This window comes from Streptomyces boninensis, from assembly GCF_048572725.1.
In the GTDB taxonomy this organism is placed as follows: domain Bacteria; phylum Actinomycetota; class Actinomycetes; order Streptomycetales; family Streptomycetaceae; genus Streptomyces; species Streptomyces boninensis.
Genome location: NZ_CP183837.1, coordinates 897,506 through 910,224, shown reverse-complemented (window position 1 = coordinate 910,224; position 12,719 = coordinate 897,506). Strand labels below are relative to the sequence as shown.

General features: G+C 72.7%; 11 protein-coding genes. 9 read left to right on the top strand and 2 right to left on the bottom strand.

The window, feature by feature from the left end:
* The first annotated feature begins 25 nt into the window (after nt 1-25).
* The gene (locus ACNNMR_RS04090; protein ID WP_419993116.1) at nt 26-1,531 is read left to right on the top strand and encodes an acyl-CoA synthetase; all 1,506 of its coding nucleotides are present in this window, start codon (nt 26-28) and stop codon (nt 1,529-1,531) included.
* A 3-nt stretch (nt 1,532-1,534) separates the two neighbouring features.
* Entirely contained in the window at nt 1,535-2,368 is an 834-nt protein-coding gene (locus ACNNMR_RS04085) for an endonuclease/exonuclease/phosphatase family protein (RefSeq protein WP_419993115.1), read from the top strand.
* A gap of 4 nt (nt 2,369-2,372) precedes the next feature.
* On the opposite strand, the gene ACNNMR_RS04080 is transcribed toward ACNNMR_RS04085, so the two are convergent.
* Nucleotides 2,373-3,998, bottom strand: coding sequence for an acyl-CoA synthetase (locus ACNNMR_RS04080; RefSeq protein WP_419993114.1), 1,626 nt, complete (start codon nt 3,996-3,998; stop codon nt 2,373-2,375).
* Between the two features lie 169 nt (nt 3,999-4,167).
* On the opposite strand from ACNNMR_RS04080, the gene ACNNMR_RS04075 reads away from it, so the two are divergent.
* From ACNNMR_RS04075 to ACNNMR_RS04055, 5 genes are all read left to right on the top strand, one after another.
* Nucleotides 4,168-4,974, top strand: coding sequence for a crotonase/enoyl-CoA hydratase family protein (locus ACNNMR_RS04075; RefSeq protein WP_419993113.1), 807 nt, complete (start codon nt 4,168-4,170; stop codon nt 4,972-4,974).
* Nucleotides 4,974-5,927: a Zn-ribbon domain-containing OB-fold protein gene (locus tag ACNNMR_RS04070; protein ID WP_419993112.1), complete on the top strand. Its 954-nt coding sequence runs from the start codon at nt 4,974-4,976 to the stop codon at nt 5,925-5,927. Before ACNNMR_RS04075 ends, ACNNMR_RS04070 begins: the two co-directional genes overlap by 1 nt.
* Nucleotides 5,927-6,988 carry a thiolase domain-containing protein gene (locus ACNNMR_RS04065; protein ID WP_419993111.1) on the top strand — a complete coding sequence of 354 codons (1,062 nt, stop codon included), beginning with the start codon at nt 5,927-5,929 and terminating at the stop codon, nt 6,986-6,988. The genes ACNNMR_RS04070 and ACNNMR_RS04065 overlap by 1 nt, the downstream gene beginning before the upstream one ends.
* On the top strand, nt 6,985-8,151 hold the full coding sequence (locus tag ACNNMR_RS04060) for a thiolase domain-containing protein (RefSeq protein ID WP_419993110.1): 1,167 nt from the start codon (nt 6,985-6,987) through the stop codon (nt 8,149-8,151). Before ACNNMR_RS04065 ends, ACNNMR_RS04060 begins: the two co-directional genes overlap by 4 nt.
* A gap of 93 nt (nt 8,152-8,244) precedes the next feature.
* Nucleotides 8,245-8,487 (top strand): DUF397 domain-containing protein, encoded by a 243-nt coding sequence (locus ACNNMR_RS04055; protein WP_419993109.1) that lies wholly within the window; start codon nt 8,245-8,247, stop codon nt 8,485-8,487.
* A 9-nt stretch (nt 8,488-8,496) separates the two neighbouring features.
* Here the strand turns inward: ACNNMR_RS04055 and ACNNMR_RS04050 are convergent, their stop codons facing one another.
* Nucleotides 8,497-9,204 carry a leucine-rich repeat domain-containing protein gene (locus tag ACNNMR_RS04050; protein ID WP_419993108.1) on the bottom strand — a complete coding sequence of 236 codons (708 nt, stop codon included), beginning with the start codon at nt 9,202-9,204 and terminating at the stop codon, nt 8,497-8,499.
* A gap of 103 nt (nt 9,205-9,307) precedes the next feature.
* Between ACNNMR_RS04050 and ACNNMR_RS04045 the strand changes: the two genes are divergently transcribed.
* Nucleotides 9,308-12,172, top strand: a complete 2,865-nt coding sequence (locus ACNNMR_RS04045) for an ATP-binding protein (RefSeq protein ID WP_419993107.1) — start codon at nt 9,308-9,310, stop codon at nt 12,170-12,172.
* Between the two features lie 38 nt (nt 12,173-12,210).
* On the top strand, nt 12,211-12,711 hold the full coding sequence (locus ACNNMR_RS04040; protein ID WP_419993106.1) for a hypothetical protein: 501 nt from the start codon (nt 12,211-12,213) through the stop codon (nt 12,709-12,711).
* The last annotated feature ends 8 nt before the right edge of the window (nt 12,712-12,719 follow it).

Genomic DNA, 12,719 nt, shown 5'->3' with positions numbered 1-12,719 from the left:
GCCGTATCACCGCAGGCTGACGGCCATGACGGGAGTGCGGAGCAATACGGTCGACGGGGTGCTGCGGCGCAGCGCCGGGCGGGTGCCGGAGCGGACGGCGGTGGTCTACGGCGACCGGGCCTGGACGTACGCGGAACTGGACGCGGCCGTGTCCGCGGCGGCGGGATTGCTGCGCGGCGAGGGCCTGGCGCCGGGCGACCGGGTGGCGAGCTACGGGCACAACTCCGACGCGTATCTGATCGGCTTCCTGGCCTGCGCGCGGGCCGGCCTTGTGCACGTGCCGGTGAATCAGCACCTGGCGGGCGAGGACCTCGCGTACCTGGTCACCCAGTCGGGATCGTCCCTGGTGCTCGCCGACCCGGACCTCGCCGCCCGCCTGCCCGAGGGCGTACGCACCCTGGCGCTGCGCGACCGCGACGACTCCCTGCTCGCCCGCCTCACCACCGCAGCGCCGCTCGACCAGGGCGGGCCCGAAGGCGAGGACCTCGTCCAGCTCCTCTACACCTCCGGCACCACCGCCCTCCCCAAGGGCGCGATGATGACGCACCGCGCCCTGGTGCACGAGTACGTCTCCGCGATCACCGCCCTGGAGCTGCACGAGGACGACCGGCCGGTGCACTCGCTGCCGCTCTACCACTCGGCGCAGATGCACGTCTTCCTGCTGCCGTACCTGGCCGTCGGCGCGACGAACATCATCCTCGACGCCCCCGACGGCGACCGGATCTTCGACCTGGTCGAGGCCGGGGAGGCGGACAGCCTCTTCGCGCCGCCGACGGTGTGGATCGCGCTGTCCGGGCGGGACGACTTCGCCGCCCGCGACCTGAGCGCGCTGCGCAAGGCCTATTACGGCGCCTCGATCATGCCCGTCCCGGTGCTGGCCCGGATCCAGGACCGGCTGCCCGAGCTGCGCTTCTTCAACTGCTTCGGGCAGAGCGAGATCGGGCCCCTCGCCGCCGTGCTGCGGCCCGAGGAGCACGAGGGGCGGATGGACTCCTGCGGGCGCCCCGTGCTCTTTGTCGAGGCCCGGGTGGTCGACGAGGCGGGCAAGGACGTGCCGGACGGCCAGCCAGGCGAGGTCGTCTACCGCTCGCCGCAGCTGTGCGAGGGCTATTGGGACAAGCCGGAGGAGACCGAAGCGGCCTTCCGGGACGGCTGGTTCCGGTCCGGGGATCTCGTCGTACGGGACGCCCAGGGCTATCTCACGGTGGTCGACCGGGTGAAGGACGTCATCAACTCCGGCGGCGTCCTGGTCGCTTCCCGGCAGGTCGAGGACGTGCTCTACACCCACCCCGCGGTCGCCGAGACCGCCGTCGTCGGGCTGCCGGACGAGCGCTGGATCGAGGCCGTCACGGCCGTCGTCGTACCGCGCGCCGAAACCACCGTCACCGAGGACGAGCTGATCGCGTACGCCCGCGAGCGGCTGGCCGGATTCAAGGCGCCCAAGCGGATCGTGCTGGCGGACGGCTTGCCGCGCAATGCCAGCGGGAAGATTCTCAAGCGAGAGCTGCGGGATTCACTGCGTGAGGCATAACCAATGATCCGCGTCATGACCTGGAACCTCTGGTGGCGCTTCGGCCCCTGGCAGGAGCGAGGAAAGGCCATCCTCGACGTGCTGCGGCGGGAGCGGCCCGACGTCCTCGCGCTGCAGGAGGTGTGGGCCAGGGGCGACGACAACTTCGCCGGCTGGCTGGCCGACGAGCTCGGCATGCACTGGACGTGGGCCCCTTCGCCGCAGCCCGACCGCTGGCGGCGCCGCATCGAAGAGCCGGGCGAGGGCCCGGAGTTCGATGTGGGCATTGCGCTGCTCAGCCGCTGGCCCATCGCCGAGCGGGCGGTGCTGCGGCTGCCGGCGGGGGAGGAGCCGGACGACGGGCAGCAGGCGCTGTACGCCCGTGTCGAAGGCCCGGACGGCCTGCGGATCCCGTGCTTCACCACGCATCTGCTCTCGTCCGGATACGCCTCCGCCACCCGCTGCGCGCAGGTGCGTGCGCTGGCGCGATTCGTCGCCGAGCGGCGCGGAGACGGCCCGTTCCCGCCGGTGGTGACCGGGGACTTCAACGCCGAGCCGGACTCCGACGAGATGCGCCTGCTCTGCGGCACGAAGACCGCGCCCGCCGTCCCCCGGCAGATCCTGCTGGACGCCTGGCGCTACGCGGCCCCGGAACAGCCCTGGCAGACCTGGGACATGGCCAACCCGCACGCCGCCACCCACCTGGAGTGGGACGCCCGCATCGACTACGTGCTGCTCGGGCCGCCAGGACCCGGCGGCATCGGCCATGTCCGTGCCGTACGCCGGGCCGGGGACGCGCCGGTCGACGGGGTCTGGCCGTCGGACCACTACGCGGTGGTCGCGGAGCTGGCGTCGTGACCAGTCACTCCGCCCCGGCCGCGACCTCCTTCGCCCAGCGGTAGTCCGCCTTGCCGCTCGGCGAGCGCTGGATGCGGTCGGTGAAGACGACGGTACGCGGGATCTTGTACCCGGCGAGGTGGGTGCGGCAGTGCGACTGCACCGCCTCCGCCGACAGCGGGTCCGCGCCGTCGCGCGGCTGGATCACGGCCGCGACCCGGTTGCCCCAGCGCTCGTCGGGCACGCCCGCCACCAGCACGTCGTAGATGTCGGGGTGCGCCTTCAGCGCCTCCTCGACCTCCTCCGGATAGACCTTCTCGCCGCCGGTGTTGATGCACTGCGAGCCGCGTCCGAGGACCGTGACGACACCCGACTCGTCCACCGTCGCCATGTCGCCGAGCAGCACCCAGCGCTGCCCCTCGGCATCCGTGAAGAACGTCTCCGCGGTCTTCTTCGGGTCGTTGTAGTAGCCGAGCGGCACATGGCCGCGCTGCGCCACCCGGCCCACCTCGCCCGGCGGCACCGGCTCGTGGGTGGCGGGGTCGACGACCATCGTGCGCTCGTTGACCTCGACGCGGAAGCCGCGCGAGCCGCCGCTGTCGGCGGTCGCGGTGCCGTTGAAGCCGGACTCGGAGGAGCCGAAGTTGTTCAGCACCATGCAGTTCGGCACCAGTTCGCTGAAACGTGCGGTGGTGGACTCGGACAGCACGGCGCCCGAGCTGGAGATGGTGAACAGTGACGAGCAGTCGGTGCCCTTCGCCGGCCCCGCCAAGGCGTCCACCAGCGGCCGCATCATCGCGTCGCCGACCAGGGAGATGCTGGTGACCTTCTCCTTGGCGACCGTGCGCAGCACCTCCTCGGGCACGAACTTGCGGTGGATCACCACCTTCTGCCCGAAGTTGAAGCCGATGAGCGCCGTCAGCGTCGCTGTCCCGTGCATCAGCGGCGGCGTCGGGAAGAAGACCAGGCCCTCGCCGCCCGCTGCCACCCGCTCGGCGAGCTCCTCGGGCCGCTTGACCGGGTCCCCGGTCGGCGCCCCGCCGCCGAGCGCGGAGAAGAACATGTCCTCCTGGCGCCACATCACGCCCTTCGGCATGCCGGTGGTGCCGCCGGTGTAGATGATGAACTGGTCGTCCGCGGACCGCTCGCCGAACCCGCGCGCCGCGGAACCGGACGCCTCCGCCTCCGCGAACGGCACCGGCGCGACGGCCGGCTTGGGCGCGTCCGCGGCCGGTTCTCCGGTACGTATCAGATGGCGCAGCTTCGGCGCCTGCGGCAGCGCGGCCGCCACCCGTCCGGTGAACTCGGCGTCGAAGACCAGCGCCGTGAGATCCGCGTCGCGGAAGAGATAGACCAGCTCCTCCTCCACGTAGCGGTAGTTGATGTTCACGGGGACGGCGCGGATCTTCACGCAGGCCAGAGCCGTCTGCAGGTACTCCACGCAGTTGTAGAGGTACATCCCCACGTGCTCGCCCGGCTTGATCCCCGAGTCCTCCAGGTGATGCGCCAGCCGATTCGCCGCCGCGTCCAGCTCGGCATACGTCAGCCGGCGCTCGGCGCCGGTGCCCGGGTGGTCGATGTGCACCAGTGCTTCCCGGTCCGGGACCGTATCGACGACGGACTCGAAGAGGTCGGCAAGGTTGTACTCCACGGCTCCTCCTGGCCCCGGCAGCGGCGGTCTGGCGTCATTAGAGCGCCGCCGCGCACAGGTGGGAAGCCCAACGGCACAAAAAATCTGACTGACCGTCAGAAAGAGTCTTGAAGAAGGGGTGCCGCTACTGCAACCTGTTCTACGTCTCGCGACAGGAGGGCGTAACGACATGGGCGGAAGCGAGCACCTCACGGTGGAGCGGGTGGGCGCCACCCTTGTGCTGACCCTGAATCGGCCGGAGGCGAAGAACGCCCTCTCGCTGCCGATGCTGGTCGGCCTCTACGACGGCTGGCTGGAGGCGGACGCCGACGACGACATCAGATCGGTCGTCTTCACCGGCGCCGGCGGCGACTTCTGCGCCGGCATGGACCTCAAGGCCCTCGCCGGCGGCGGCAAGCTGAACGGCGGCGACCCGTACCGGCACCGCATGAAGGAAGACCCCGACCTGCACTGGAAGGCGATGCTGCGGCACCACCGGCCGAAGAAGCCGGTCATCGCGGCGGTCGAGGGGTACTGCGTGGCAGGCGGCACGGAGATGCTGCAGGGCACGGACATCCGGGTGGCGGGCGAGAGCGCCACCTTCGGGCTCTTCGAGGTGGCGCGCGGGCTGTTCCCGATCGGCGGCTCGACGGTGCGGCTGCCGCGGCAGATCGCCCGTACCCACGCGCTCGAAATGCTGCTCACCGGGCGCCCGTACACCGCCGCCGAAGCCCGCGACATCGGGCTGATCGGGCACGTCGTACCCGACGGCAGCGCGGTCGAGAAAGCCCTGGAGATCGCCGAGAAGATCAACAGCTGCGGCCCGCTCGCCGTCGAGGCGATCAAGGCCAGCGTCTACGACACGGCGTCGCTGCCCGAGGAGGACGGCCTGAAGCTCGAACTCGAACGCGGCTGGCCCATCTTCGCCACCGCAGACGCCAAGGAAGGCTCCAAGGCCTTCGCGGAGAAGCGCACCCCGAACTTCCGGAGGGCCTGATGACCGACGTGCTCAGCGCACCACTCGTGGTGGAGTTCCCGTTCACCCGCTCGCTCGGCCCGGTGCAGAGCGCCTTCCTGACCGGGCTGCGCGAGCAGACGGTGCTCGGGGTGCGCACCGAGGACGGGCGGGTGCTGGTGCCGCCCGTCGAGTACGACCCCGAGACCTCGGCCGAGCTCAGCGAGCTGGTCGAGGTCGGCCAGGCGGGGACGGTCACCACCTGGGCGTGGAACGACAGCCCGCGCCGCGGCCAGCCGCTCGACACCCCCTTCGCCTGGGTGATGGTCCGCCTCGACGGCGCCGATACGGCAATGCTGCACGCGCTGGACGCACCGGGACCCGACGCCGTGCACACGGGCATGCGGGTCCGTATCCGCTGGGCCGCGGAACGCACCGGCGCCGTCACCGACATCGCCTGCTTCGAGCAGGAGCCCGCCAACTCCGAACCCCTCGCCGCCGCCACCCCGCACTCGGGCGCCTTCCCCGAACCGCTCAGCGGCATCACCATCCCGGCCCGCCTCGACTACGTCTACACCCCGGGCCGCGCCACCACCTCCTACCTCCGCTCGCTCAAGGGCCGCAAGCTCGTCGGCGAGCGCTGCCCGCGCTGCCGCAAGGTCTATGTCCCGCCCCGCGGCGCCTGCCCCACCTGCGGCGTCGCCACCGAGGAGCAGGTCGAGGTCGGCCCGCACGGCACGGTCACCACCTTCGCCATCGTCAACATCAAGGCCAAGAACCTCGATGACGTCGAAGTGCCGTACGTCTACGCCCACGTCGCCATGGACGGCGCCGGGCTGCCCCTGCACGGCCGGGTCAGCGGCATCCCGTACGACCAGGTGCGCATGGGCATGCGGGTTGAGCCGGTCTGGAAGGACGGCAACGACTACCCCGACCACTACCGCCCCACCGGCGAGCCGGACGCGGACTACGACACGTACAAGGAGCTGCTCTGATGCCGTCATACGCGCGTGACGTCGCTGTGGTCGCCTTCGCCCAGTCCGACCACCGGCGGCGCACGGACGAGCAGTCCGAGGTCGAGATCCTGATGCCGGTGCTGCACGAGGTGCTGGCCGCCACCGGGCTGAAGACCGGGGACATCGACTTCACCTGCTCCGGCTCCTGCGACTACCTCGCGGGCCGGGCCTTCTCCTTCACGATGACGCTCGACGGGGTCGGCGCCTGGCCGCCGATCGCCGAATCGCACGTAGAGATGGACGGGGCTTGGGCGCTGTACGAGGCCTGGGTGAAGATCCAGACCGGGGAGGCCGATACGGCGCTCGTCTACTCGTACGGGAAGTCCTCGCCGGGGTCCGTACGCGATGTGCTGACGCGGCAGCTGGACCCGTATTACGTCGCGCCGCTGTGGCCCGACGCCGTCTCGCTGGCCGCGCTGCAGGCGCAGGCGCTCATCGACGCGGGCGAGGCGGACGAGAAGCAGCTCGCCGGTGTCGCCGCCCGCAGCCGCGCCGCCGCCGCGGACAACCCGCACGCGCAGCTGCGCGGCGAAGTCCCGCACGGCGGCTACGAGGTGCGCCCCCTGCACACCGGCGACTGCCCGCCCATCGGAGACGGCGCCGCCGCGGTGATCCTCGCCGCCGGCGACACCGCCCGCCGGCTGAGCGAGCGCCCCGCCTGGATCCGCGGCATCGACCACCGCATCGAGGCGCACAGCCTGGGCGTACGGGACCTCACCGACTCGCCGTCCACGCGGCAGGCCGCCGAGCGGGCCGGGGTCTTCGAGCGGCCCGTCGACACGGCAGAGCTGCACGCCCCGTTCACCTCGCAGGAACTGGTGCTGCGCAAGGCGCTGTCCCTGGACGACAGCGTCACCGTGAACCCCTCCGGCGGCGCGCTCGCCGCCAACCCCATGATGGCGGCGGGACTGATCCGCATCGGCGAGGCCGCCGCCCGCATCCAGCGCGGCGACTCCGACCGGGCCGTCGCCCATGCCACCTCCGGCCCCTGCCTGCAGCAGAACCTGGTCGCCGTCCTTGAAGGAGCGAAGGCATCATGAGCAAGCAGCCCGTGGCGGTGACCGGAATCGGCCAGACCAAGCACGTGGCCGCGCGCCGGGATGTGTCCATCGCCGGACTGGTCCGCGAGGCCGCCCAGCGTGCGCTGGCGGACGCCGCCCTCACCTGGGCCGACGTCGACGCCGTCGTCATCGGCAAGGCGCCCGACTTCTTCGAGGGCGTGATGATGCCGGAGCTCTATCTGGCCGACGCGCTCGGCGCGGTCGGCAAGCCGATGCTGCGCGTGCACACGGCGGGCTCGGTGGGCGGCTCGACGGCGCTGGTGGCCTCCAACCTGGTGGCGGCGGGGGTGCATGAGACCGTCCTGACGGTCGCCTTCGAGAAACAGTCCGAGTCCAACGCCATGTGGGGCCTGTCGCTGCCGATCCCCTTCCAGCAGCCCCTGGTCGCGGGCGCGGGCGGCTTCTTCGCGCCGCACATCCGCTCGTACATGCGCCGGACCGGGGCGCCCGACACGATCGGCTCGCTGGTCGCGTACAAGGACCGCAGAAACGCCCTGAAGAACCCCTACGCGCACCTGCACGAGCACGACATCACCCTGGAGAAGGTGCAGGCCTCGCCCATGCTCTGGGACCCGGTCCGCTACTCCGAGACCTGCCCGTCCTCGGACGGGGCCTGCGCGATGGTGCTGACCACGCGCGCCGGCGCCGAGCGGGCCCCGCACCGGCCCGCCTGGGTGCACGGTGGCGCGATGCGCAGCGAGCCGACGATGTTCGCCGGCAAGGACACCGTCTCGCCGCAGGCGGGCAAGGACTGCGCGGCCGACGTCTACCGGCAGGCCGGGATCACCGACCCGCGGCGGGAGATCGACGCGGTCGAAATGTACGTCCCCTTCAGCTGGTACGAGCCGATGTGGCTGGAGAACCTGGGCTTCGCACAGGAGGGCGAGGGGTGGAAGCTGACGGAGTCCGGGGTGACGGAACTCGACGGCGACCTCCCGGTCAACCCGTCGGGCGGCGTACTGTCCTCCAACCCCATCGGCGCCTCCGGCATGATCCGCTTCGCCGAGGCGGCGCTGCAGGTCCGCGGGCAGGCGGGGGAGCACCAGGTGGACGGGGCGCGGCGGGCGGTGGGGCATGCGTACGGCGGCGGCTCGCAGTTCTTCGCCATGTGGCTGGTCGGTGACGAGGCACCGACCAGCTGACGGAGACCTGAAGTCATCCTTCCGTGACCTGTCGGGCACCGGCCGCGATGGCTAGGCTGGCCGCCAGGACGACGTACCGGGAGGAGCGAGGACGTGGCCGAACGCACCACTGAACAACCGCTGGTCGGCGGCGAGAGGAAGCCGGAGCTCGACTTGTCGCACGCGCAGTGGCAGTCGAGCACCCAGGGGGTCGGCGACGTCCAGATCGCCTTCGTCGAGGGCTATATCGCCATGCGCGACGGCCGGAACCCCGAGGGCCATGCCCTGATCTTCACGCCCGCCGAGTGGCGCGCCTTTGTACTGGGCGCGCGGGACGGCGAGTTCGACCTCACGTGAGGCAGCGCCTTACGTAAGCACGTGGACGCCGCGGCGGCGGAGCCGGTCCAGTAGCGGCGCCGGCTCCGCGTCCAGCGGATTCCACCGCAGGTCGAGGCGGTCCAGGGCGGGCAGCTCCGGCAGCCACGGCGGCAGCGCCGCGATCCGGTTCGCGCGCAGATCGAGCCGCCGCAGCAGCGGCAGCCCGCGCAAGGCCGTGGGCACGGCGGTGAGTTCGTTCTCGCGCAGCTCCAGTTCGCGCAGCTGAAGCAGCCGGGATACGGACCCGGGGAGCCCCGCGAGCCGGTTCCCGCGCAGCCACAGCTCGCGCAGCGCGCCCAGCCCGCCGATCGCGTCGGGCAGCTCGCGCAGGCCGCAGCGCTGCGCGCGCAGCTCCATCAGTGCCGCCATGCCGCCGATGGCTGCCGGGAGTTCGCGGAGCGGGTTCCCGCCGACATTGAGGTACGTGAGGCGGCTCAGGGCGCCGAGGGCGGCCGGCAGCTCGGTGAGCCGGTTCTCGTGTACGTACAGCATGTCCAGCTCCGGCAGCGTGCCGAGCTCCGGCGGCAGCGCGGCGAGCAGGTTGTGCCCGAGGTCGAGGGTGCGCAGCTCTCTCAAGTAACCGATATCCGGCGGCAGTTCGGTCAGCTCATTGTCCGCGAGGATCAGCGCCCGCTGCCAGGTGTCCCGCCACACCTCGTCCGGAATGTCCCGCAGTCCCGCCTGCCACAGATCCATGGCCGCATCCTGCCGCAGGACGGGGTCATATGCCCGCGCACGGGCGTAACCTCTCATCCCATCGGGCTGTGCCCCTTCACAAGCGCCGGGCCGGTGATGCCATATGTCTGGACTGCTGCTGGAGCGGGACGCCGAACTCGACGCCGTCGACGAGGCGCTCTCCGCCCTCACCGGACTGCGTCCGGACAGCGTCGGCCCGCTGCGGCGGCAGCGCGGCGGGCTCATCGCCGTCGCCGGGCGGGCCGGGCTCGGGAAGACCACCCTCCTCGCCGAGACGGGCAGGCGCGCCGCCGCCCGCGGCTGCACCGTGCTCTTCGCCCGCGGCGGCGACCAGGAGCAGGGCGTCGCCTTCCACGTCGCCCGGCAGCTGCTGCAGCCGCAGCTCGCCCGCTATACCGACGCCGAGCTCCGCGCCAGCCTCGGCGGCTGGTATGGGATCGTCGGCCCGGCGCTCGGCATCGGCGTCGCCACCGACGGCGCGCCGCCCGACCCGCAGGGCCTGCGCGACGGCCTCGACTGGGTGCTCACCCACCTCGGCACCCGGCGCTCACCCGTCGTCCTCATTCTCGACGACGCCCACTGGGCCGACGCCGAGTCCCTCGGCTGGCTCACCTCCTTCGTGCCGCGCGCCGAAGACCTGCCGATGCTCGTCGTCGTGGCGTACCGGCCGGAGGAACTCCCCGACACCGCCCAGGCGTTCCGCGCCCTCCCCGGCCGCTCCGGCGGCCGTCCCGTCGACCTCGAGCCGCTCACCGCCCCCGCCATCGCCCGCCTCGTACGGGACCGCGTCGGCAGCCACGCCGACGACGCCTTCTGCCGCGAGTGCTGGGCCGTCACCGCGGGCAACCCCTTCGAGGCCGTCGAGCTCAGCGCCAAGGTGGCCGCCCGCTCGCTGCGCCCCGACGAGTCCAGCGCCCACCTGCTGCGCGACCTCGCCGCCGCCGTCAAGGGCAGCGGCCTCGTCCACCGGCTGGAGCGGCTCGGCGCCTCGACCGTACGGATGGCCTGGGCCTGCGCCGTGCTCGGCACCGAGATCTCCCCGCAGCTCGCCGCCGGCGTCGCCGGGCTCGGCGCCGAGGAGGCCGCCGACGCCACCGACCGGCTGCGCGAGGTCCGCATCCTCACCGGCTCCGACACCGTCGAGTTCGTCCACCCGCTGATCGCCACCGCCGTCTACCGCGCCATACCCGACGCCGTCCGCGTCGCCCTGCACGGCCAGGCCGCCTGGTGCGTCACCGACGCGGGCCTCGGCCCCGCCGCGGCCGCCCGGCACCTCCTGGAGACCCACCCGGAGAGCGACCCCTGGGTGGTCCGTACGCTCCGCGAGGCCGCCCGCGACACCCTGCGCGCCGGCGCCCCCGAGACCGCCCGCGGCTACCTCGCCCGCGCGCTGCGCGAGCCGCCCGCCTACGAGGACCGCGCCGCCACCCTCTACGAACTCGGCTGCGCCTCCCACCTCACCGAACCCGCCACCACCGTCAACCACCTCCGCGCCGCCCTCGAAGAGCCCATCGCGGAACCGGCCCTGCGCGCCGCCATCGTCCGCCGCCTCTCCCAGACCCTCGCCCACGCCGACCGCCTCGGCGAGGCCTCCGAGGTCGTCGGCCAGGCCGCCCGCGTCGCCACCGACGCCCGCGAGCGGCTGCGGATGCGCGCCGAGCAGTTCATGTGGGACGCCTTCCGCGCCGACGAACCCGACTCCCCGGCCCGCTCCCGCCGCCTCGCGTCACTCGCCGACCGCCTGACCGGCCGCGACCTCACCGAGCGCTACATCATCGGCCTCCGCGCCTGGGACGCCACCCTGCGCGCCGAGCCCGCCTCCGTCGCCGTACGGCACGCGGAACGGGCGCTGACCGGCGGCCTCGGCTGGGCCGACGAGGAGCGCGGCTTCGAGGTGCCGGTGCTGGTCGCCCTCGCCTTCATGTACGCCGACCGGCCAGGGCGCGCCGAAGACCTCTTCGCCGACGGCATCGCCGCCTTCGAGCGCCAGGGCTGGCGCGGCGCCCACCTCTCCTTCGGCTACACCCTCCTCGGCTACGTCCGCTACCGCCGCGGCCGGTACGCGGAAGCCGAGGACTTCGTACGGGACGGGCTGCGGCTCGCCGACCGCGTCGGCCGCGGCACGCCCGTCGTCTGGTACGCGGTGACGATCCTGATAGAGATCCTGCTGGCCCGCGGGCGGACGCGGGAGGCGCAGCGGCTGGCCGACGAGTACGCCTTCGGCCCGCCGTTCCCCGCCGCGGTGGTCTTTCCCGACTCCCAGACGGTCTACGGTGAGCTGCTGCTCTCCCGCGGCAGGGCCGAGGAGGCGGCTGCCGAGTTCGCCGCCGCGGGCCGCCGGCTGGAGCCGCGCGGGATCCGTAACCCCGGCTGGTGCCCCTGGCGGCTGGAGCTGGCGCGCGCGGAGGCCGCGACCGCCCCGGAGCGCGCGGCCCGGCTCGCGGAGGAGGCCCTCGACCTCGCCCGCGGCCAGGGCACCGCGTCCGGCATCGGCCACGCGCTCCGGATCCGCGCGGAGATCGCCCCGGCGGGCGACCGGCTGAAGCTGCTCCACGAGGCCGTCGCCTACCTGGAGCGCTCCCCGGCCGCGGGCGAGCTGGCCACCTCCCTCGTCGCGTACGGCCGCGCCTTACGCTGCGCGGGCCACGCCCCGGAGTCCGCCGACGCCCTCTACCGCGGCCTGGAGACGGCCCTCGCCTGCGGCGCCGACGCCCTGGCCGAAACCGCCCGCGACGAGCTGGCCGCCGCGGGCCTCCGCCCCCGCCGCCTCCGCACGGTCGGCACCGACGCCCTCAGCGGCCGCGAACGCACCGTGGCGGAACGGGCGGCCTCCGGGATCCCGGTCCCGCAGATCGCGGAACAGACGGGAATGGAGGAGCGAGAGGTGGAACTGCTGCTGTCCGCGGTGTACAGAAAGGCCGGCACGGACGCCGCCGGCCTCCCAGAGGCCTTGCACGCCAGGCCCTGAGACGATGACTACGTCCCCGCCCCTTTACGATTGACCCCATGGCCTTCCTCCGCCGCCGCAGCGCCCCCACCCCCGCAGGGCCGGAATTCGACGTACTCGCCATGGACCCCGGCGACTGGCCCGGCGACCTCGGCGCGGGCCTGCTGCCCGCGCCCGATGGCACCTGCCAGGGCGTCTTCCTGCGCTACGACCTGTTCGGCGGCCGCGGCCCTGCCATGATCATCGGCAACCTCCCCGAGGGCTCCCCGGCCCGCGACATCGAGGAGGGCCAGCCCCCCTTCGAGGTCGCGCAGCTGCTCGCCGCCCTCGGCCACGAGGAGCCGGTCACAGTCACCGGCAGCGAGGACACCCCGGTGATGCACCAGGACAACCTCCTGATCGTCAAGCGCATCACACTCTCCGAGGACCGCGTCTCCTGCGTCCAGTTCGACCGCAGCGACAAGGTCCTCGTAACGATCGCCAGCTGGGAGCGCCCGATCACCGACGACCTGTACGCCCTCCTGAAGCCGCTGCCCGCGGAGCTCTTCCAGCAGAGCTGAACCCCGCG